Source organism: Streptomyces sp. NPDC031479, assembly GCF_055581065.1.
The window spans coordinates 1-21,564 of sequence record NZ_JBVIKC010000025.1 but is presented as its reverse complement, the minus strand read 5'-3'; the positions used below and the strand labels follow the sequence as shown (position 1 = coordinate 21,564).

18 protein-coding genes are annotated in these 21,564 nt (G+C 71.1%); 11 read left to right on the top strand and 7 right to left on the bottom strand.

The window, feature by feature from the left end; all coding sequences use genetic code 11:
- Nucleotides 1-18 precede the first annotated feature (18 nt).
- Together ACZ5D2_RS25155 and ACZ5D2_RS25150 are read left to right on the top strand one after the other, a co-directional pair.
- Nucleotides 19-348 carry a CU044_2847 family protein gene (locus ACZ5D2_RS25155; RefSeq protein ID WP_371675899.1) on the top strand — a complete coding sequence of 110 codons (330 nt, stop codon included), beginning with the start codon at nt 19-21 and terminating at the stop codon, nt 346-348.
- A 5-nt stretch (nt 349-353) separates the two neighbouring features.
- Nucleotides 354-4,760, top strand: coding sequence for a tetratricopeptide repeat protein (locus ACZ5D2_RS25150; RefSeq protein ID WP_371675898.1), 4,407 nt, complete (start codon nt 354-356; stop codon nt 4,758-4,760).
- Nucleotides 4,761-4,834: 74 nt separating this feature from the next.
- Here ACZ5D2_RS25150 and ACZ5D2_RS25145 read toward each other — a convergent pair whose 3' ends face one another.
- Nucleotides 4,835-5,323 carry a glutathione peroxidase gene (locus ACZ5D2_RS25145; RefSeq protein ID WP_371675897.1) on the bottom strand — a complete coding sequence of 163 codons (489 nt, stop codon included), beginning with the start codon at nt 5,321-5,323 and terminating at the stop codon, nt 4,835-4,837.
- Between the two features lie 86 nt (nt 5,324-5,409).
- Nucleotides 5,410-6,216 (bottom strand): hypothetical protein, encoded by an 807-nt coding sequence (locus ACZ5D2_RS25140; RefSeq protein WP_371675896.1) that lies wholly within the window; start codon nt 6,214-6,216, stop codon nt 5,410-5,412.
- A gap of 267 nt (nt 6,217-6,483) precedes the next feature.
- Between ACZ5D2_RS25140 and gcl the strand changes: the two genes are divergently transcribed.
- On the top strand, nt 6,484-8,271 hold the full coding sequence (gene gcl, locus ACZ5D2_RS25135) for a glyoxylate carboligase (RefSeq protein ID WP_371675895.1): 1,788 nt from the start codon (nt 6,484-6,486) through the stop codon (nt 8,269-8,271).
- Nucleotides 8,272-8,430: 159 nt separating this feature from the next.
- Here gcl and ACZ5D2_RS25130 read toward each other — a convergent pair whose 3' ends face one another.
- Complete coding sequence (locus ACZ5D2_RS25130) at nt 8,431-9,012, bottom strand: TetR/AcrR family transcriptional regulator (RefSeq protein WP_371675894.1); 582 nt, start codon at nt 9,010-9,012, stop codon at nt 8,431-8,433.
- Nucleotides 9,013-9,120: 108 nt separating this feature from the next.
- Nucleotides 9,121-9,840, bottom strand: a complete 720-nt coding sequence (locus ACZ5D2_RS25125; RefSeq protein WP_371675893.1) for a TetR/AcrR family transcriptional regulator — start codon at nt 9,838-9,840, stop codon at nt 9,121-9,123.
- A gap of 129 nt (nt 9,841-9,969) precedes the next feature.
- On the opposite strand from ACZ5D2_RS25125, the gene ACZ5D2_RS25120 reads away from it, so the two are divergent.
- Entirely contained in the window at nt 9,970-11,367 is a 1,398-nt protein-coding gene (locus tag ACZ5D2_RS25120; RefSeq protein ID WP_468932149.1) for an MFS transporter, read from the top strand.
- A 436-nt stretch (nt 11,368-11,803) separates the two neighbouring features.
- On the opposite strand, the gene ACZ5D2_RS25115 is transcribed toward ACZ5D2_RS25120, so the two are convergent.
- The 3 genes from ACZ5D2_RS25115 to ACZ5D2_RS25105 form a co-directional block, all read right to left on the bottom strand.
- Complete coding sequence (locus ACZ5D2_RS25115; RefSeq protein WP_371675890.1) at nt 11,804-13,261, bottom strand: catalase; 1,458 nt, start codon at nt 13,259-13,261, stop codon at nt 11,804-11,806.
- Nucleotides 13,262-13,508: 247 nt separating this feature from the next.
- Nucleotides 13,509-14,399, bottom strand: a complete 891-nt coding sequence (locus ACZ5D2_RS25110; RefSeq protein WP_468932145.1) for a 2-hydroxy-3-oxopropionate reductase — start codon at nt 14,397-14,399, stop codon at nt 13,509-13,511.
- A gap of 75 nt (nt 14,400-14,474) precedes the next feature.
- Entirely contained in the window at nt 14,475-15,308 is an 834-nt protein-coding gene (locus tag ACZ5D2_RS25105) for a TIM barrel protein (protein WP_371675889.1), read from the bottom strand.
- A 126-nt stretch (nt 15,309-15,434) separates the two neighbouring features.
- On the opposite strand from ACZ5D2_RS25105, the gene ACZ5D2_RS25100 reads away from it, so the two are divergent.
- From ACZ5D2_RS25100 to ACZ5D2_RS25070, 7 genes are all read left to right on the top strand, one after another.
- Complete coding sequence (locus ACZ5D2_RS25100; RefSeq protein ID WP_371675888.1) at nt 15,435-15,686, top strand: thiamine-binding protein; 252 nt, start codon at nt 15,435-15,437, stop codon at nt 15,684-15,686.
- Complete coding sequence (locus ACZ5D2_RS25095; RefSeq protein ID WP_371675887.1) at nt 15,683-16,078, top strand: helix-turn-helix domain-containing protein; 396 nt, start codon at nt 15,683-15,685, stop codon at nt 16,076-16,078. The genes ACZ5D2_RS25100 and ACZ5D2_RS25095 overlap by 4 nt, the downstream gene beginning before the upstream one ends.
- A gap of 154 nt (nt 16,079-16,232) precedes the next feature.
- Complete coding sequence (uraD, locus tag ACZ5D2_RS25090; RefSeq protein ID WP_371675886.1) at nt 16,233-16,751, top strand: 2-oxo-4-hydroxy-4-carboxy-5-ureidoimidazoline decarboxylase; 519 nt, start codon at nt 16,233-16,235, stop codon at nt 16,749-16,751.
- 2 nt (nt 16,752-16,753) lie between these two features.
- Nucleotides 16,754-17,158: a hydroxyisourate hydrolase gene (uraH, locus tag ACZ5D2_RS25085; RefSeq protein WP_266843595.1), complete on the top strand. Its 405-nt coding sequence runs from the start codon at nt 16,754-16,756 to the stop codon at nt 17,156-17,158.
- A 2-nt stretch (nt 17,159-17,160) separates the two neighbouring features.
- A complete protein-coding gene (gene pucL, locus ACZ5D2_RS25080) occupies nt 17,161-18,084 on the top strand; it encodes a factor-independent urate hydroxylase (protein ID WP_266843597.1) in 924 nt (307 codons plus the stop codon).
- Between the two features lie 190 nt (nt 18,085-18,274).
- Nucleotides 18,275-19,678: an 8-oxoguanine deaminase gene (locus tag ACZ5D2_RS25075; protein ID WP_371675885.1), complete on the top strand. Its 1,404-nt coding sequence runs from the start codon at nt 18,275-18,277 to the stop codon at nt 19,676-19,678.
- Between the two features lie 349 nt (nt 19,679-20,027).
- Entirely contained in the window at nt 20,028-21,419 is a 1,392-nt protein-coding gene (locus ACZ5D2_RS25070; RefSeq protein WP_371675884.1) for a nucleobase:cation symporter-2 family protein, read from the top strand.
- Nucleotides 21,420-21,564 lie beyond the last annotated feature (145 nt).

The window sequence follows — 21,564 nt, the reverse complement described above, 5'->3', positions numbered from 1 at the left end:
GATTAATTCGGGGGACTCATGGCCGAGTTGGTGCGATTCGACGGTCCTGACGGAACATCACTCTTCGTCGAGGTGGAGGAGGACTCGCCCGGTCTGGAACGGATCTCCCGGGACTCCGGCGGTGTGGTGCGGGCGGGCCGCCGGCTGGAGGACGCCCTGACGGCGGTCCGCCCCGCGATCCGCTCGGTGGTCGAGTCCGTGAGGGCCCTCGCGCCGGACGAGTACGAGGTCGAGTTCGGGATGAAACTCAACGCGGAGTCCGGAGTGGTGATCGCCAAGACGGCGATGGAGGGACACTTCAGCGTCAGGATCCACTGGAGCCGGTCCACCGACGGCCCCGCGGACTGACCCCGTTGTCCGCCGCCCGAGAGCGCCCGCCCTGGCTGGTGAGCATCCGCCGCTCCCCGGGGGAGAACCCGGTCGGGGCCGGGCTGCTGGTCGGCCCGCGGCACGTCCTGACCTGCGCCCACGTCGTACGGGCCGGGACGGCGCTCGGGATGCCGACGGAACCGGTCTACGTGGAGTTCCAGTACGCCGAGGCGCACGAGCCCCTGCCCGCCACCGTCGTACCCGGCGGCTGGCACCCGGCCACCGGCACCGACACCGGGGACGTCGCCGTCCTCGAACTCGGCTCGCCGCCGCCCCCGGAGGCCGTCCCCGCCCCCCTGCGGACCACGGACTCCGGCACCTGGGACCACCAGTTCCGCGCGTACGGCTACCCCCGCGAGCACCCCCGCCAGGGGGTACCCGTACGGGGCGAGATCATCGGCCACGCCGGCAGCGAGTGGCTCCAGGTGGAGGCCAGCCCCCACACCGGCTGGGCCCTGGAACAGGGCTTCTCGGGCTCCCCCGTCTGGGACGTGCACAGCGAGGGCGTCATCGGCATGCTCGTCGCCCGCGACTCCGTGACCAAGGTCGACCGGCGCACGGCGTACGCGATCAGGGTCGAGACGCTCGTCCGCTACTGGCCCGCACTGGGCGCGCACGTCCGCGCTGCCACGACGCGAGAGGTGCGGGAGCGGCTGGAGAGCCTGCTGTGGCTCCCGCTGACCGAAGACGGCGAGATCGCCCGCGTCGACCAGGTGGATCCGCACGACATAGGAGTCTCCCGCTCCAAGTACAGCGGCCGGCCCGGGGCCTCGCCGTACGTGCCCCGCCGTCCACAGGACGACCTCCTCGACACCGCCCTGGAGCAGTCGCGCTTCGTCCTGCTGGCCGGGCAGTCCAAGGCCGGCAAGTCGCGCACCCTGTACGAGGCGCTGCTGCGCACGCAGCCCGGAGCCCGCCTGATCGTCCCGCGCCCGGACGCCACGGACCGCCGGATCCTCGACGACCTCAGCCGGACCGCTCTGCCGCTCGGCCGGGACCGCGCCGTCCTCTGGCTGGACGACCTCCACCGCTACCTCCGGCCCGGCGGCCTGGACCTGCAGATCCTCGACCGGCTGACCCGGCGGCACCCGGCCGTCACCGTCGTCGCCACCATCCCGGCCAAACAGCGGGCCGCCCTCACCGGCATGGAGAACGACATCGGCCGTGTCGCCCGCACGGTCCTCGGCAAGGCGCACACCGTCGAACTGCCGGCGCTCCTGACGGAGCAGGACGCCGCCGCGGCACGGGAGCTCTACCCCCGCGAGGACTTCGCCGCGAGGGGCATCGGCGAGCACATGGTCGCCGCCCCCCGGCTGGAACAGCGCCTGCGCGACGGTGCGGAGACCTGCCCCGAGGGATGGGCGCTCGTGAAGGCGGCGGCCGACTGGCACCGGATGGGCATGACCGGACCGGTCCCCGAAACCGCCCTCCTGGACCTCTTCCGCTCCTACATGTCCACCCACTACCTGCGGTTCGACGCCGACGAGACCCACTACCGGACCGGCCTGGCCTGGGCCGGGGAGCCCGTGGCCGGGGCCATCGCCCTCCTGTACCGGGTACCGGGGCCGCGGGACCGGCCCGCGTACACCGGATTCCCCTACACCTCGGAGTACCTGGACACCCGTCTCGACGACCCCTCCGCCGCGGTACCCCGCATCGCCTGGGACTACCTCGCCGAGCACCGCACGCCCACCGAGCTGGTGCCGATCGCCTACGCGGCGCTGGTCCGGGAGGAGCCCGACGTGGCCGAGCGACTGCTGCGCCGGATCGCGCGGGCGCCCGGTGACCGGGACGGCTCGGCCTGGGCCTCACTGATGCTCGGGCAGATGTCCCTCGTCCGCGGGAACGTGGACGAGGCCCTGGAACTGCTGGACGCGGCGGCCTCCTCCCGGACGGAGAACGTCGCCCCGCTGGCGCAGGTCGAACTGGCCGCGGCACTCGTGATCAACGGCGACCGGACGCGCTCCAGGAGGCTCCTGGAGAGCGCCGTCGCCTCCACCGACCCGCAGATCTCCCGGCTGGCCCAGGTGGGCCTGGCCCGCCTCCTGGTCCTGCAGGGCGAGAGCGAACGGGCCGAACGGCTGCTGGAGGCCGTCCTCGCGTCCGGCGACACGGAAGCCGAGTACCTGGCCGGCGCCCAACTGGTCCGCACGCTGACCGACGGCGACCCGGCCGGCGTGCGCACCGGCCGGGAGCCGGGCACCGAACTCGGCAAACCCGCGACCGGCCTCGGCGCCGCCCGCGGCCCCGGCCGGCCGGAGCCGGCCGAGCGGCCGTGGACCCTGCCCCGCATGATGGGCGACACGGTCGCGGTCCAGATCACCTCCGCGGCCCGCGCGAACCTCGGCGGAGTACTGGTCCACCAGGGCAAGCTGGACCGGGCCGAGGCCCTGCTGCGCTCGGTGGCGGACAGCGGACAGGCGCACGTCGTGCCCTGGGCCCAGGTGAGCCTGGGAGACCTCCTCACCCTCCAGGAGAGGTACGGCGAGGCCAGGCAGGTACTGGAGGCCGCGATCGCCTCCGGACACCCCTTCGTGCTCCCGATCGCACGGGTCGGCCTGGCCGTCGTCCTGCTCGGAGGGGACGAGGAGGAGCGGGGAGTGGCCATCCTCCGGGAGGTGGCCGAATCCGGACGTCCCGACCAGGGCAACCGGGCGGCCTGCGCACTCGGCGAATGGCACGCCGCGCTCGGCGACACCGAGACCGCTGGGGAGTGGCTGGACCGGGCGATCGCCTCCGGTCACCCGGAGTGGGCGCCGCCGGCCCGCGTCGCCCTCGCCGTCATGCTCGCGGGGGAGGAGGGCGGGGCGGGCCGGGCGCGGGCGCTGCTGGCCGAGACGATCACCTCCGGGCACCCCCATCAGGGCCCGCGCGCCGCCGATCTCCTCGGCGACCTCCTCGTCCGCGAGGGCCACCCCCGGGAGGCGGAGGAGGCCTACCGCACCGCGATCGATTCCGGACACTGGTACTGGGCGCCGCCGGCCCGCGTCGGCCTGGCCGTCATGCTCGCGGGGGAGGAGGGCGGGGCGGGCCGGGCGCGGGCGCTGCTGGCCGAGGCGAGCGCCTCCGGGCACCCCCATGAGGGTCCGCGCGCCGCCGATCTCCTCGGCGACCTCCTCGTCCGCGAGGGCCACTTCCGGGAAGCGGAGGAGGCCTACCGCACCGCGATCGATTCCGGACACCCCCACTGGTCCCTGATCGCCCGCTACGACCTCGCCGTCATGCTCGCCGACCAGGAGGACCTCCCGCGCGCCGAGAGCCTGCTGCGCGTGCTGGCCGAATCCGAGGAGGAGACGGCGGCGTCGTGGGGGAGGGCCCTGCTCGGCATGGTGCTCATCCGCGCCGGGCGCAGGCCCGAGGGGATCGGACACCTGCGGGCCGCGGGCGACGCGGGCGTGCACCCCGCCTCCCCCATGGCCCGGTTCCAGCTGGCCAAGTGCCTGGCCGAGGACGGGGACGACGACGGCGCCGAGGAGCTCCTGCGGTCCGTGGTCGAGGACGAGCCCTCGGACGTCACCGAGGCGGCCAAGGCCTCGCTCTGCGTACTGCTGCTGCGCCGCGGCGACGGCGAGGCCGCCGAGGGGCTCCTGATGGGGGTGGAGACCTCGGGCGATGCCGGGGCGATCGCCCTGGCCTACCTCGGCACCGGCGAGTACCTGCTGGACGTGGGGGAGGTCATCGCGGCCGGCGACCTCCTCGAAGCCGCGCTGGAGACCGGCGACCCGCAGACGGCGCCCCGCGCCGGAGCGCTGCTCGGCGTCGTACGGCGATCCATGGTCGACGCCGGGAACGCCGCGTGCGGGGAGGAGCTGGAGGAGGCCCGGCGGCTGCTCACGGACGCCCTCGCCACCGGGGAGCAGTCCGTCGAACCGCTCGCCCGCCGCTACCTGGGCAGCACCCTCTTCCGCCTCGGGCTGTACGCCGACGCCGAAAGCACGCTGCTGCCCCTCGCCCGGTCCGACGACACCGTCCACCGGCCACAGGCGCTGCTCCTCCTGGCCCAGGTCCTGGCGGTCGGCGACCGGCCGGAGGAGGCGTACCCCTGGTTCGAGCGGGCGATGGACTGCGGTGACCCGGAAACCGAGCCCGAGGCCCGGCGCCTCTACTGCGAGCTGCTGATGGGCGCCGGCCTGCACGAACGCGCCCGCGAGGTCCTGGCCCCGCTGGTGACCGACGGCGACACGGAGGAGGATCCGCTCCCCGAACCGCTCCCGGCGCGGCCCGCCGGGCGGCCCACGGAGCCCGGACCGCCCGGTCCCGCCGCGCATCCGCTTCCGGTCGGGGTGCTGGTGCTGCTCGGGGACGTCGCGGCGGCCGAGGGGGACGAACGGGAGGCCGGCTACTGGTACGGCCTGGCCGGACGGCCCCCGGCCGGGACGGGCCCGCCGTGACGCGGCCGGCCCGCAGCCGACATGGCTGCGGGCCGGTGCGCCTGTGCGGGCAGGCGCCTGTGCGGGCAGGTCGCCTACGCGGGCAGGTGCGCCTCGATCGCGGCGATGACTTCGGGCGCCTCGGGCTCGGTGCGCGGGCGGAAGCGCGCGACGACCTCGCCGGCCGGGGAGATGAGGAACTTCTCGAAGTTCCACTGGATGTCCCCGGCCTCGCCCTCGGCGTCCGGGGTCTGCACCAGCTCGCGGTACAGGGGGTGCCGGTTCTCGCCGTTGACCTCGGACTTCTCCAGCATCGGGAAGGTCACGCCGAAACCGGCCGCGCAGAAGGTCTGGATGTCCTCCGCGGTGCCCGGCTCCTGACCGCCGAACTGGTTGCAGGGCACACCGATGACGGTGAAGCCCTTCTCCGCGTACGCGAACTGCAGCCGGGCCAGCCCCGAGTACTGCGGGGTGAGCCCGCACTGGGAGGCGGTGTTCACGAGGAGGACGACCTTGCCCTTGTGGGCCGCGAGGCTGGTGGGCTCGTCGTCCAGGGTGGTCAGCGGGATGTCGTACAGGCTCATCGGGCTCTCCTCGGCAGGCAGGGGGAACAAGGAAGACAAAGGGACGGACGGAAGAACGGGCGGGCACGGGCCCGCGCCCTCCGAGCCTAGGCCCCCTCCGCCACCAGTTCGTCCGCCGGGTCGTTGACCGGCTGCGGCACGCCCGTGAGGTCCATGACGAACAGCGGTACCGCCAGCTCGTCCGCCCGGCTCCGGGCCTCCTCGGTGTAGCCGGCGAGGGAGAAGTAGACGCCGGTCGCGGCGGCCGTGAGGCCGTTCAGCCAGACGCACTCCACCGCCCGCAGCCCGACCGGGGCCGTGGTCGGGTCCACCTGCGCCACCACCCCCGGAGCCCGCAGGTCCGCCGCCGCGGAGGGGATCGGCACGCCGTCGGGCTGCCGCACGTCCCGGAAGCCGAGCCAGCGCAGGTACAGCGCGGCCGTCGCCACGGCGTCCCGGCCCGTACGGATGGTCACCGGCCGGAACGCCGGCCGCGCGACGGCACCCGTCATGGAGGCCGCCCCGGTGCCCGACCCGGCTTCCGTCCCTGGCGTCCCCGCATGCGGATCCGTCCCCGCCGGGCCCGTCCGGCTCCCCGCCCCCGCTGTCGCGGGACCCGCCGCGCCGGCGTTCCTGCCCGACGCCGCCCCCGGCGGCCGGACCGGGACCCGGACCACGGTCCCGCACGCCCCGCAGCCCAGCTCCGGCTGGGGCCACTCGCCCTCCCGTCCGCAGGCCCCGCACCGCACCACCACCCAGCTCTGCGACCAGGTGCGGTGCGTCAGCGGCCGGGGCTCCGCCGACGGATCCAGGGGAGGGGTCACGGGGTTTCCGCAGGCGCAGGGGAAGGAGGGCGCCGCGTAACCGTTCTCGCGCCCGCATCCCGGGCAGCGCATCCGTACCGCTTCCGTCATGAGACCCGGCCCCCTCCGTCGCCGTGCGTAGTCCCATGCTCCACCACCGGCGACCGCCCGGGCGGCCAGGGCGGCGGATTGCCGCCGGATCCGGCCGAAGGACCGGCCATTTGTGCAACTCACCGAACGGGATGCGCCTTTTGGTGGGTTCCGGGGTGCCCCACCGCCTTGACGTGCGCGAAGTGGCCGCTTAGCTTGTTCCGTATAGCAGAACAAAAATTCCGCATTACGGAAAAAGTCTGACCGCCGGACCCGCAGGAGAACTCGATGCCTCGTATGACAGCCGCCGCCGCTGCAGTGGAGATCCTCAAGCTCGAGGGTGTCGAACAAGCGTTCGGTGTCCCCGGTGCTGCGATCAACCCGTTCTACCGCGAGCTCAAGAACGTGGGCGGGATCGGCCACACGCTGGCCCGCCACGTCGAGGGCGCCTCGCACATGGCCGAGGGGTACACCCGTGCCAAGGCCGGCAACATCGGCGTCTGCATCGGCACCTCGGGTCCCGCCGGCACCGACATGATCACCGGCCTGTACTCGGCGATCGCCGACTCGATCCCGATCCTGTGCATCACCGGTCAGGCTCCGGTCTCGAAGCTCCACAAGGAGGACTTCCAGGCCGTCGACATCGCCTCGATCGCCAAGCCGGTCACCAAGAAGGCCACGACCGTCCTGGAGGCGGCCCAGGTTCCGGGCGTGTTCCAGGAGGCCTTCCACCTGATGCGCTCCGGCCGTCCGGGCCCGGTCCTGATCGACCTCCCGATCGACGTCCAGCTGACCGAGATCGAGTTCGACCCGGAGACCTACGCCCCGCTGCCGGTCTACAAGCCGCAGGCCACCCGCGCCCAGGCCGCCAAGGCCCTGCAGTTCCTGCTGGAGTCCGAGCGCCCGCTGATCGTCGCCGGTGGCGGCATCATCAACGCGGACGCCTCCGACCTGCTGGTCGAGTTCGCCGAGCTGGTCAACGTCCCCGTCATCTCCACCCTGATGGGCTGGGGCACCATCCCGGACGACCACGAGCTGGCCGCCGGCATGGTCGGCGTGCAGACCGCCCACCGCTACGGCAACGCCACGTTCCTGGAGTCGGACTTCGTCTTCGGCATCGGCAACCGCTGGGCCAACCGTCACACCGGTTACAACCTGGACGCCTACACCAAGGGCCGCAAGTTCGTCCACGTCGACATCGAGCCGACCCAGCTGGGCAAGATCTTCGCCCCGGACTTCGGCATCGCCTCCGACGCCAAGGCCGCGCTGGAGCTCTTCGTCGAGATCGCCAAGGAGCTCAAGGCCGAGGGCAAGCTGCCGGACTTCTCCGCCTGGGCCGCCTCCGCGCAGGAGCGCAAGGCCACCCTGCAGCGCCGCACGCACTTCGACAACATCCCCCTGAAGCCGCAGCGCGTCTACGAGGAGATGAACAAGGCGTTCGGCCCGGAGACCCGCTACGTCACCACCATCGGCCTCTCCCAGATCGCCGCCGCGCAGTTCCTGCACGTCTACAAGCCGCGCCACTGGGTCAACTGCGGCCAGGCCGGCCCGCTCGGCTGGACCATCCCGGCCGCCATCGGTGCCGCCACCGCGCAGCCGGAGACCCCGGTCGTCGCCCTCTCCGGCGACTACGACTTCCAGTTCATGATCGAGGAGCTGGCGGTCGCCGCCCAGCACAAGGTCCCCTACGTCCACGTCCTCGTGAACAACGCCTACCTGGGTCTGATCCGCCAGGCGCAGGGCGGCCTCGGCATCAACTTCGAGGTCAACCTCGAATTCGAGAACATCAACACCCCGGAGATCGGCGTCTACGGCGTCGACCACGTCAAGGTCGCCGAGGGCCTGGGCGTCAAGGCCATCCGCGTCACCGACCCGGACAAGCTGGGCGAGGCCTTCGAGGAGGCCAAGAAGCTGGCGCAGGAGTTCCAGGTCCCGGTCGTCGTCGAGGCCATCCTGGAGCGCATCACCAACATCGCGATGAGCAAGACCGTCGACATGAGCGACGTCACCGAGTTCGAGGAGCTGGCGACCGAGCCGGGCCACGCCCCGACCGCGATCCGCCCGCTGACCGTCTGACGGTCCGCGCCCCCGGCGCGGTGAACGCCGCGCCGGTACCGGTGTGACAGCACGGAACGGCCCCCGTACCTCCCTGGGGAGGTACGGGGGCCGTTCCGCGTGCCGTGGACCCGTTCGCCGTCCGGGGCCCCGGGCCGCCGCTTCAGGCGGGTACGGGCCTCAGGCGGGGTACGGGCCCAGTTCCGCGTCCACCGCGCCCTCCAGCAGGGTCCGGGCCCGCTCCAGCTCCAGTGAGCCGCTCAGCCAGCGTTCGCTCAACCCCTCCACCAGGGAGTTCAGCCGCTCCGCCACGTCCAGCGGGACCGCGGCCGGGTCGGCCTGACCGGCCGCCTGGGCGTCCGCCACGGCGTCGGCGGTGTCCCGGTTCCAGCTGCGGGTGGACTCGGCGAGGGCGGCGCGCAGGTCCGCGTCGAAGATGGCGGTGGCCCGCAGCTCGCCCCAGGCGATGCTGTTCTCGCGCACCCGGGGGGTGTCCTGGAGCTCGCCGAGCAGCAGCTGGAGCAGGACGGCGCGGGCGTCCTCGGTGCCCTCCACGGCCTCGTCGGTGTAGCCGGTGGCGCGGTCGCTGATGAAGGCGAGGGTGCGCTGGACCAGGCCGGCGCGGTCCTTGAAGTGGTAGTAGATGAGGGCGGTGGACACCCCGGCCTCGGTCGCCAGTTCCTCGACCCGCAGCCCTCTGACGCCGTTGCGGGCGATGACGCGGACGGCTGCTTCCAGGATCAACGCTTGACGGTCGGCCACTCTTGCTCGCACCTCTTGCTCGGACCTCGCTCGGACAGGCTTGACTGAGCTTTCAGTCAGATCGCAACGATAGCCCGAGCGGCCCCTCCGCGGCCCCGCCCCGGGCCCTCAGTCCCCGTGCGATTCCCCGGCCAGCCCACCGATCAGCACCTCGATGCCGAGCGCCAGCCGGGCCGACGCCGGCCCCGCGGCCAGCTCGGCGGCACTGGCCGCCAGGTGCGGGTGCCGGGCGGGATCGAGCCCGGCCAGACGCTCCTCGATGGAGATCCGCTCGTGGCGGGAGTCCAGGGCGTCCTGCAGGGCGTCCGGACCGTCGCCCGCCGAGGGGTCCGCGGCGCCCACCTCGTAGGTGACCGCGCCGATGTGCAGGGCGATCAGATCGCAACCCCAGGCCGCGCGTTGGCGGGGTACGCCGCCCGCGAGCAGCAGGCCGAGGATCCGGTCGAACAGGTCCAGCCAGGCCGGGGCGGTCGGGATGTCGCCGAGCGAGACCCGGCCGATGCCGGGGTGGGCGTTGAGGGCGTGCACCACCTCGACGAGCAGTCCGGCCAGCTGGTCGCGCCAGTACGCCGGCTCGATCACGGGCAGCGGGACCGTCGCGATGACGGAGTCGTGCATCAGGCGCAGCAGTTCGTCGCGCTGGGAGACGTACACGTACAGGGACGCGGGTCCGGTGTCGAGCTCGGCGGCCACCCTGCGCATGGTGACCGCGTCGAAGCCCTCGCGGCGCAGGACGCGCAGACCCGCGTCGACGACCGCCGCCTCGCTGAGCGGCGGTTTGGCGGGGCGCGAGCGGGTGCTGCGGGAGCGGGGCGGTGTCGGCGGCATGGAGGAAGGCTAGCACTTGACAGCGAACGGTGTTCGTGGCGAACGTTGTTCGTAACGAACACCGTTCGTCAGGGTGGACCGCGTCCGTCCGTCCGTCCGAGCTCGCTCCGTTCCGAGGGGGAGAACCCGATGAATCCGCCGCACCCACGGCCGAAACCGCCGTACCCGCACCGCTGGGCCGTACTGGCCGTGGTCCTGGCCGCCGAGGTGATGGACCTGCTCGACGCCACCATCACGGGCGTGGCCGCCCCCGCGATCGCCGCCGATCTGGGCGGTGGCCGCGAGACCGCCCAGTGGCTCCAGGCCGGCTACACCCTGCCCTTCGCCGTTCTGCTGATCACCGCCGGCCGTCTGGGTGACCGTTACGGGCGCCGACGCCTGTTCCTGCTGGGCGCCGCCGGGTTCACCCTCGCCTCCGCCCTGTGCGCCTTCGCCCCGGGCCCCGCCTGGCTCATAGCCGCCCGGGCCGTGCAGGGCGCCTTCGGCGCGCTCCTGCTGCCTCAGGGCTTCGGCATCGTCAAGGAGGTCTTCGAGGGTCCGGAACTGGTCCGGGCCTTCGGGCTGTTCGGCCCGGTGATGGGGATCTGCGCGGTCGCCGGGCCGGTCCTGGGCGGACTGCTCACCGGCGCGGACCTCCTCGGCTCCGGCTGGCGCCTGGTCTTCCTGGTGAACCTGCCCGTGGGCCTCGCCGCCCTGCTGGGGGCCGCCCGCCGGATCCCGCGCGGTGTGCCCGACAGGGGCCTGCGCCTCGACGTGCCGAGCATGCTGCTGGTGGGGGCGGCCTCCGGAGCCCTGGTCTACCCCCTGGTGCAGGGGCGGGAGCTGGGCTGGCCCCTGTGGAGCCTCCTGGCGGCAGCGGCGGGACCGTTCGGTTTCTGGCTGTTCGCCCGGCTGCAGCACCGGCGCTCCTCCCCGCTGATGGCCCCGGCCCTGCTCGCCAACCGTGGCTACACCAGCGGCATCGCGGTGGCCGTGGCCTTCTTCGCCGCCTTCACCGGGCTGATGCTGGTGCTCTCCCTGTTCTTCCAGGGCCCCCTGGGACTCTCGCCGGAAGGCGCGGGCTACGCCGTCGCCCCGCTCGTCCTCGGGATCGCCGCCACCGCCGGCCCGGCGGGCGCCCTCGCCGTGCGGCACGGCCGGGCGGTGATCCAGGCGGGCATCGTGCTCACCGCGCTCGGCCTCGGGCTGCTGGCCGCCACCGCCGACGGAGCCGTGGACGGCTGGCGGCTGCTGCCGGGTACGGCGGTGACCGGCCTCGGGATGGGCCTGGTGATCCCGCCGCTCTTCGACGTGATCCTGGCGGAGGTGGCCGACGACCAGGTCGGCTCGGCCTCCGGAGTGCTCAACACGGCGCAACAGCTCGCCAACGCCGTGGGCGTGGCCCTGCTCGTCACCGTCTGGTCGGCTTTCACCGACCACGGCCGGGGCCCCGCCGCGGCCCTCGGCGGCACCGCGCTCGCCACGGCGGCCCTGCTCGTCGTCGCCCTGCTGCTCTCCGCCCGGCTGCCGCGGACGGCGCGCGCCTGAGCCCGTACGAGGGAGTGAGTACGGGGGAGTGAGTACGGGGGAACGACAAAGCGCCGGGTCACGGGACCGTCCGTGACTCGGCGCTCTGGTTTGTGACCGCCCGACGGGGCGAGGCTGGCGCGACAGGACGTTCGCACCGCCGGGCGGAGACTGTGGGGAGGGTCCTCCCGCTCCACGGGCAGGGGCTCTGTGCGTGGCCCCTGTACATGGAGGAGGAGGGAGTGGCTGGGACCGCGACGGGCGGTGACGAGAACTCCGGCGTCGTCTCCCTCAGGTCAAGAGACGGGCCTCGGAACCCATTACCACCGCACTGGCTCACACGCCCGTCACGGTCCTCGTCCTGCCCTCACCGCGTACCACCCCTCATCCGGGTCCGCGGTGCGGGCTCAGCACCCGGGGCATGACCTCCCGTCAGGCCCCCGGTACAACTTGCGGCTCAGGCGTCGCGCAGGGCGCGGACGGCCTCCTCGACGCGCTTGCCGTAGTCGGCGTCGGCGGCGTGGAAGTGAGCCAGGTTCTTCTCGATGACGTCCTCCAGGGTGACCTGGGAGAGACCGCCGGCGATGTTCGCCACCAGACGCTCCTTCTCGGCCTCCGACATCAGGCGGTAGAGCTCCCCGGCCTGGAAGAAGTCGTCGTCCTTGGTGTGGGCCGGGGCCTCGTGGGTGCCCGTGTAGCCGGAGACGGCCTTCGGGGCGCCGAGCGCCAGACCGGTCTCGGCCGGGCCCCGGTACGAGTTGGGCTCGTAGTTCTTGTCGTGCCGCGAGCCGTTGCGCAGCGCCATGACGCCGTCGCGGCCGTAGTTGTCGGCCTTCGTGGCCTTCGGGGCGTTGACCGGCAGCAGGGTGTGGTTCACACCGAGGCGGTAGCGCTGGGCGTCGGCGTACGCGAACAGGCGGCCCTGGAGCATCTTGTCCGGCGAGGCGGTGATGCCCGGGACGAAGTTGTTCGGGGAGAAGGCGGACTGCTCGACCTCGGCGAAGACGTTGTCCGGGTTGCGGTCGAGGACCAGACGGCCCACGCGCTGCAGCGGGTAGTCGCTGTGCGGCCACACCTTGGTGAGGTCGAACGGGTTGAAGCGGTAGTCCGCGGCCTCGGCGGCGGGCATGACCTGGACGTAGAGGGTCCAGCTCGGGTTCACGCCGCGCTCGATCGCCTGGAGCAGGTCGGTCTGGTGCGAGTTGGCGTCCTTGCCGACGACCTCGGCGGCCTGCTCGCCCGACAGGCAGCGGATGCCCTGGTTCGTCTTGAAGTGGTACTTGACGAAGAAGGCCTCGCCCTGGGCGTTGGTCCACTGGTAGGTGTGGGAGCCGTAGCCGTTCATGTGGCGGTAGGACGCCGGTATGCCGCGGTCACCCATCAGCCAGGTGATCTGGTGCGTCGCCTCGGGGGCGTGCGCCCAGAAGTCCCAGACGTTGTCCGGCTCCTGCTTGCCCGTGAAGGGGTCGCGCTTCTGGGAGTGGATGAAGTCGGGGAACTTGATCGGGTCCTTGATGAAGAACACCGGGGTGTTGTTGCCGACGAGGTCGTAGTTGCCCTCTTCGGTGTAGAACTTCAGGGCGAAGCCGCGCGGGTCGCGGACCGCGTCCGCGCCGCCGAGCGAGTCGGCCACGGTGGAGAAGCGCAGGAAGGTCTCGGTCTTCTTGCCGACGGTGTTCAGGAACGCCGCGCTGGTGTACGCGGTGACGTCGTCGGTCACCTCGAAGTAGCCGTAGGCGGCGCTGCCGCGGGCGTGCACCACGCGCTCCGGGATGCGCTCGCGGTTGAAGCGGGCGAGCTTCTCCAGCAGCTGCTGGTCCTGGACCAGCAGCGGGCCACCGACGCCGGCGGTGGCGGAGTTCTGATTGTCGGCGACCGGGGCGCCGGACTCGGTCGTCAGCGTGCGCTTCGACATGGTGACCTTCCGTACGGGGTAACTGCTGACGGAAAGCGTCTTCCGTCATGCGGAACAGCCTAATTTCGGCGTGAACTCGACGTCAACAGTTTGTTGAAAGAAAGAAAAGAGGAGAGGTGATCCGGACGGTGCCGGCACTTGGGCGCGACAGGACAGGTGTCAGCACCGGCACCATCCGGAAACTCGGGCCCCCGTTCGTGCGGGGGCGGGCGGCGGCCCGGGACAGCGGGCCACCGCGGGGGGTGGATCAGACCTGGGCGCCGGAGAGGCGCTCGACCGCGCGGAGCAGCGCGGAGTGGTCCAGGCCGCCGTCACCCTGGGCGCGCAGCGAGGCCACGAGCTGGGCGACGACCGCGCCGACCGGAAGGGCCGCACCGACGTTGCGGGCGGCGTCGGTGACGATGCCCATGTCCTTGTGGTGCAGGTCGATCCGGAAACCGGGCTTGAAGTCGCGGTTCAGGAAGTTGTCCTTCTTGCGGGTCAGGACCGTGGAGCCGGCCAGACCGCCGTTGAGGACGTCCAGGGCGGCGGTGAGGTTCACGCCCGACTTCTCCAGGAAGACGACGGCCTCGGCGCACGCCTGGATGTTGACCGCGACGATGAGCTGGTTGGCGGCCTTCACCGTCTGGCCGGAGCCGTGCGGACCGCACAGGACGATGACCTTGCCGAGGGCCTGGAGGACCGGGAGGGCCTCGTTGAAGTCGGCCTGCTCGCCACCCACCATGATCGACAGGACGGCCTCGATGGCGCCGGCCTCGCCGCCGGACACCGGGGCGTCGATGACGCGGATGCCCTTCGCGGCGGCGTTCTTCGCGAGGTCGACCGAGGTCTGCGGGGTGATCGACGACATGTCGATGATCAGCGCGCCGGACTTGGCGTTCTCCAGGATGCCGTTCTCACCGTAGGAGATGGCCTCGACCTGCGGGGAGGCGGGCACCATCGTGATGATGACGTCGGCGTCCTTGACGGCCTCGGCGATCGAGCCGGCCGCGGAGCCGCCGGCGGCGGCCAGGCGGTCCAGCTTGTCCTGCTCCAGCGTGAAGCCGGTGACCGAGTAGCCGGCCTTCAGGAGGTTCTCGGCCATGGGGGAGCCCATGATTCCGAGGCCGATCCAAGCGATCTTGGGGAGGGTGCTCATGATGAGGGTCCTTCTCTTGATGCATCGTACGAAAAGTGCGTGGGGTGCCCGGCTGATCGCCCGGACTTGGTCCGCCTATCGGGCGGCGCGGGCCTCGGCGGGGAGCCAGGCGAAGGACGCGGCGGCGTCGGCGGCCTTGTATTCGAGGCCTACGTGGCCCTCGTAACCGGCCTTCTTCAGCTGGTCCAGGAGCGCCTCGAGGGGCAGCTCGCCGGTGCCGGGGGCACCGCGTCCCGGCTTGTCCGCGATCTGGACGTGGCCGGTCTTGGCGGCGTACTTTTCGATGACCTCGGAGAGGTCCTCATCGTTCATCGCCAGGTGGTACAGGTCCAGTAGGAACTTGGCGTTCCCGAGGCCGGTGGCCTCGTTGACCTTGTCCACCACCTCGATGCCGGCCGGGGCGCTCACCAGGGGGTAGAGCGGCGACTCGGGCTTGTTGAGGGTCTCGATCAGGAGGATCGCACCCACGCGGTCCGCGGCCTGCGCCGCCACGACCAGGTTCTTCAGGGCCAGCTCGTCCTGCACGGCCGGGTCGACGCCGTCGACCCGGTTGCCGTAGAGGGCGTTGAGCGCCTTGCAGCCCACCGAGGCGGCGAAGTCCGCCGCCACGTTGATGTTGGCGTTGAAGCGGTCCGACTCCTCGCCGGGTACCGAGACCGCGCCGCGGTCCGGGCCCGGCAGCCGGCCGGCGTAGAAGTTCAGGCCCACCAGCTGAGTGCCGGCGTCCTCAAGAGCCTTCTTGAGGGCGTCGAGCTCCTCCGGGGCGGGAGTGGGGGTTTCGATCCAGGGCCACCACAGCTCGACCGCGGTGAAGCCCGCCGCGGCGGCGGCCGCGGGACGCTCCAGAAGCGGGAGTTCCGTGAAGAGGATCGACAGGTTCACATCGAAGCGCTGGTCCGTGTATCCCATGAGGGGTGTGCGCTCCTTCCGTATTGCGGAAGTTATTTTCTGCTTGATGGAAGACTGCATGGGCCTCGGCGCGGATGTCAAGTGCGGACTCCCGAAAAATCCCGACCGCGCAGTAGGTTGACCTGCGTGCGATTGAGAGTGGAGTTCACGACCGAGCCCTTCGACCTCGAAGAGGCCCCCGCCCACGCCGTGGCCGCCCGCGAGGTCATCCAGAAGGCCCAGCTGGACGCGGTGGACGTCGGCCCGTTCGGCAACACGGCCGAGGGCGAGTCCGACCGGGTGCTGACCGCGGTGGCCGCGCTGCTGCGCGGTTCCCTGGAGGCCGGGGCGACGCGCGTCTCGCTCCAGGTCAATGTGATCGGGGAGGGCACCCCGTGACCGAACCCCGTGACCACCCCTTCGTCACCGCGGTCAAGCCGCTGGTGGACGCGATGGGGGGCGAGCTGATGGATCCCGCCCTGGCGCAGCCCGACGACGTCGTGCTGTCGTGGGAGGGCCAGGAGGTGCTCGCGGTGCGCCTGCCCCAGCTCTCCGACTCGCTGGACCACATCCTGGCGGCCCTGGAGCGGCGGCACGGCGTACCGTTGGCGCAGCTCGACCGGAAGTCCAAGCAGGACGTGGTGCGGATACTGGAGGCGCGGGGCGCCTTCTCCGTGCGGCACGGCGTCGAAACGGTCGCGAGTGCCCTGGGCGTGAGCCGCTTCACGGTCTACAACTACCTGAACAGGGACGCCGCCACCCCGAAGGGGGCCAAGAGCAGCCAGGAGTGAAGACGGATTCACCCGCCGTGACCAGCCGCCGCCCAATTCACCCGGGCGGCGGCTTTTGTGTACGGGAAGTTTCAACAAAGTGTTGACGCCGTGTTGTCGAGGGCGTTAGCTATGCGCAGCCCGTCAAAGCAACAACAGGCCACGGAGGCCTACCGTGACTTCGAGTCCGACCCCGGGTCTCACCCGGTTCAACGCCTTGGACGACAGCGCGGCCGCGGCCGAGCTCCACGAGGTGTGCGCCAGCTCGGCTTGGGGGAGCAAGATGCTCGCCCAGCGCCCCTTCGCCGGCGCCGATGCCCTGTTCTCGGCCAACGAGTCCGCCATGGCGGAGCTCACCGCCGAGGACCTCGGCGAGGCGATGGGAGGCCACGCGCCGATCGGCCGGCCGAAGCCGGGAGACCCGACCTCCGCCCGCGAGCAGCGTGGCATGGCCGGTGCCTCGGAGGAGCTCAAGAACGAGCTCCTCGAACTGAACCTGGCGTACCAGGACAAGTTCGGCCACGTCTTCCTCATCTGCGCCACCGGTGCGACCGGTGAGTTCATGCGGGACGCGGTCAAGGTCCGGATCGACAACTCGCCGGAGCGGGAGCGCGAAATCGCCCGCGGCGAGCTCGTCAAGATCAACCGGATCCGTCTGACCCGCCTCGCCGAACTCGCAGAAGAAGGAGAGTGAGCATGAGCACCGCGACCACCGCGTCGGTGTCCACGCACATCCTGGACACCAGCATCGGCAAGCCCGCCGAGGGCGTCGCCATCTCCCTGTCGGCCCGTACGGGCCTGGACGGCGAGTGGGCGGCGCTCGGCGGTTCCGCCACCGACGCCGACGGGCGTTGCAAGGACCTGCCGGCGCTGCCGGAGGGCACCACACACGTGCGTCTCGATTTCGAGACCGAGACGTACTTCTTGAATAAGCACAGTGCAGAGAAGCAAGCCGAGGCGCAGCAGGACGCCCCCCGCGTAAGGGACAGCGGTGCGTTCTTCCCCGAGGTAACCATCACCTTCGCGGTGAACCCGGGCGAGCATTACCACGTACCGCTGCTGCTCAACCCGTTCGGCTACTCCGTTTACCGAGGGAGCTAGTCATGGCCACGATTCTGGGCCAGAACCAGTACGGCAAAGCAGAGAACCGCGTCGTCAAGATCACGCGGGACGGCGACACCCATCACATCAAGGACCTGAACGTCTCGGTCGCCCTCTCCGGCGACATGGACGACGTCCACTACAACGGCTCGAACGCCAACTGCCTGCCGACGGACACCACCAAGAACACGGTGTACGCGTTCGCCAAGGAGTACGGCATCGAGTCCGCCGAGCAGTTCGGCATCCACCTGGCGCGTTGGTTCGTCAACAGCCAGGAGCCGATCAAGCGCGCGCGGATCCGGATCGAGGAGTACGCCTGGGACCGGATCGCCACCTCGGACGCCAACTCCAAGTTCATCGGCTCCGACGAGGTGAACCACTCCTTCGTCCGCAAGGGCATGGAGACCCGCGTCACCCAGATCACGTACGACGGCCAGAACTGGGAGGTCATCTCCGGCCTCAAGGACCTGATCGTCATGAACTCCACGAACTCCGAGTTCTGGGGTTACGTGAAGGACAAGTACACGACCCTGCAGGAGGCGTACGACCGCATCCTGGCCACCCAGGTGTCGGGCCGCTGGCGCTTCAACTGGTCGGACGACGAGCAGCGGATGCCCAACTGGGAGAAGTCCTACGCCGAGACCAAGAAGCACATGCTCCAGGCCTTCGCGGAGACCTACTCCCTGTCGCTGCAGCAGACCCTGTACCAGATGGGTTCGCGCATCATCAACCACCGTTCGGAGATCGACGAGGTCCGCTTCTCGCTCCCGAACAAGCACCACTTCCTCGTCGACCTGGAGCCCTTCGGCCTCAAGAACGACAACGAGGTGTACTTCGCCGCGGACCGTCCGTACGGTCTGATCGAGGCGACGGTCCTCCGCGACGGCGTCGACGCCCGCATCCCCGTGGACATGACCAACCTCTGATCACGGCACGCCGGTCCCGGGGCTCCGCAGTGGCCCCGGGACGGGCGACACGTTCCCGCTTCCTGAATCGGCACCCGGACGCACCACTCGGGGCGGCAGTACTGTCAGCTGTCAAGGCCCCCGGCTCCGGCACTCAAATCCCCTGGGTTTTGCCGTGCCCGCACCGCCACTGAAAGCACGAGGAAGTCCCATGGCAGCACCCGCAGCCCAGGACAGCGCCGTCGAGCGCATCGTCATCGAAAACTGTGCGATCGCCACGGTCGACGCGAACGACACCGAGTACGCCTCGGGCCACGTGGTGGTCGCGGGCAACAGGATCGAGTTCATCGGTGCGGGCAAGGCCCCCGGGAACCTCGACAACGTCGTCCGCCGCATCGACGGCACCGGCCACCTCGTGACACCCGGCCTCGTCAACACGCACCACCACTTCTACCAGTGGATCACGCGTGGCCTGGCCACCGACCACAACCTCTTCAACTGGCTCGTCTCGCTGTACCCGACCTGGGCGCGCATCGACGAGCAGATGACGTACACGGCCGCGCAGGGCTCCCTCGCCGCGATGGCCAAGGGCGGTGTGACCACCGCGATGGACCACCACTACGTCTTCCCCAAGGGCTCCGGCGACCTGTCCGGCTCCATCATCCGCGCCGCGTCCGAGATGGGTGTCCGCTTCACCCTCGCCCGCGGCTCGATGGACCGCAGCGAGAAGGACGGCGGCCTGCCGCCGGACCACGCCGTCGAGACCCTCGAAGGCGCGCTCGCCGACACCGAGGCGACCGTCAGGAAGTACCACGACGCCTCCTTCGACTCGATGACCCAGGTCGCCGTCGCCCCCTGTTCCCCCTTCTCGGTCTCCACCGAGCTGCTGAGGCAGGGCGCCGAGCTGGCCCGCCGCCTGGGTGTGCGCCTGCACACGCACGGCTCGGAGACCGTCGAGGAAGAGCAGTTCTGCAAGGAACTGTTCGGCATGGGCCCGACCGACTACTTCGAGTCGACCGGCTGGCTCGGCGAGGACGTGTGGATGGCGCACAGCGTCCACATGAACGACTCCGACATCGCCGCGTTCGCCCGCACCAAGACCGGTGTCGCGCACTGCCCGTCCTCCAACGCCCGTCTGGCCGCCGGCATCGCCCGCGTCCCGGACATGCTGGCCGCCGGCGTACCGGTGGGCCTCGGCGTGGACGGCACCGCCTCCAACGAGTCCGGTGAGCTGCACACCGAGCTGCGCAACGCGCTGCTGATCAACCGTCTGAACCCGGTCCACCGCGAGCGCGCGCTCAACGCGCGCCAGGCGCTGCGCCTGGGCACCTACGGTGGCGCCCAGGTCCTCGGCCGCGCGGACAACATCGGTTCGCTGGAGGTCGGCAAGCTCGCCGACCTGGTCCTGTGGAACATGAACACCTTCCTGCACTCCTCCATCGCCGACCCGGTCACCGCCCTGGTCTTCGGCGCGGCGGCTCCGGTGACGGCCTCGTTCGTCAACGGCAAGCAGATCGTCGACAACAACCGACTGCTCTTCGCCGACGAGGACGCGATCGCCGTGTCCACCCGGGAAGAGGCCCAGCGCCTCGCGCGGATCTCCGCGCAGGCCTGATCCCACGGAGTCCGGTCGGGGGGGACGGCCCCCGGCCGGCGGCCGCGGACCCGAGCGGGGTCCGCGGCAGCCGTTCCCGGGAAGCGCCCGAGGAGAGATCCGAAGGCGTTCCCGGGGGCGGTGAGGCGTGACAACACCAGGACCGCGGCACCGTGCTGCCCTGTTCCGGTCCACTGCCACGGCGATACCGGCTCGATGCGCGGAACCTTTTTGGGCGAATCGTTTCCGCACCCCTTGGGGCAAGAAGTCGCACCACCCACAACTCCATACAGGCTCGACAGCAACGCTTTCGCACCCCCTCCATGACACTCACGTCCCTGCCGACGTGCTATACCGACCGGAGGAAGCCGTGGCCGCAACGCCCAGGTTTCGCAAAGACGCAGTCGCAGTACCGGAGGAGACGCACCCGGTCGACGAGACCCTGCCTCCGCTGAAGATGTTCACGAGCGGGCTCCAGCACGTGGCCGCCATGTACGCGGGCGTCGTCGCTCCGCCCATGATCGTCGGCCCCGCCGTCGGACTCTCCGCCACCGAGACCGCCTTCCTGATGGGCGCCTCGCTCTTCACCGCAGGGCTCGCCACCCTCCTCCAGACCCTCGGGTTCTGGAAGATCGGCGCCAAACTCCCCTTCGTCAACGGTGTCTCCTTCGCCGGAGTGACCCCGATGATCGCGATAGGCAAGGGTGAGGGCGCCGACGCCATCCCCGTGATCTTCGGCGCGATCATCGTCGCCGGACTGGTCGGCTTCCTCGCCGCCCCCTACTTCGGCAAGCTCGTCCGCTTCTTCCCGCCCGTGGTCACCGGCACCGTCATCACCCTGATCGGCGTCTCACTGCTCCCCGTGGCGTTCAACTGGTCCCAGGGCGGCAACCGCACGGCGACCGACTACGGCTCGATGAAGAACATCGGCATGGCCGCCCTCACGCTGGCGATCGTCCTCGTGATGCGCAAGTTCCTGCGCGGCTTCCTGCAGCAGATCTCCATCCTGCTCGGCCTCGTCGCGGGCACCGTCATCGCCCTGCCGCTGGGCATGACCAGCTTCGACGCCGTCAAGAACGCGGACGTCATCGGCTTCCCCACCCCCTTCCACTTCGGGGCCCCGCAGTTCCAGGTGGCCGCGATCATCTCGATGTGCATCGTCATGCTCGTCTGCATGACCGAGTCGACCGCCGACATCCTCGCCCTCGGCAAGATCGTCGGACGTCCGGCGGACGCGAAGACCATCGAGGGCGGCCTGCGTGCCGACACCCTCGGCAGTGCCCTCAGCCCGCTGTTCAACGGCTTCATGTGCAGCGCCTTCGCCCAGAACATCGGCCTGGTCGCGATGACCAAGGTGCGCAGCCGGTTCGTGGTCGCCGCCGGCGGCGGCATCCTGATCCTGCTGGGCCTGTGTCCGATGGCCGCCTCCGTCATCGGGGTCGTCCCGCTGCCCGTCCTCGGCGGCGCCGGCATCGTGCTCTTCGGCTCGGTCGCGGCCAGCGGGATCCAGACCCTGGCGGGCGCGGCCATGGAGAAGGGCGAGAACGCCCTGATCGTCGCCGCCTCGGTCGGCATCGGCCTGATCCCGATCGCCGCCCCCGGCTTCTACCACCACTTCCCGAAGGACCTGCTCGTCGTCCTCGACTCCGGCATCAGCACGGGCTGCGTGGTCGCGATCGTCCTCAACCTGGCCTTCAACCACCTCGGCGCCAAGAAGGACGCCGCGGCGGAGGCCTCCGCGGAGCCGGCCTTCGTGCACTGACCCTCCGGATGCGGAACGCGGACGAACGGCGGGGGGGGGGGGGGGGGGGGGGGGGGGGGGGGGGGGGGGGGGGGGGGGGGGGGGGGGGGGTGGGGGGGGAGGGGCGTGTGGGGATAGGGAGGGCGTGGTGGCTGGGGAGGGAGGG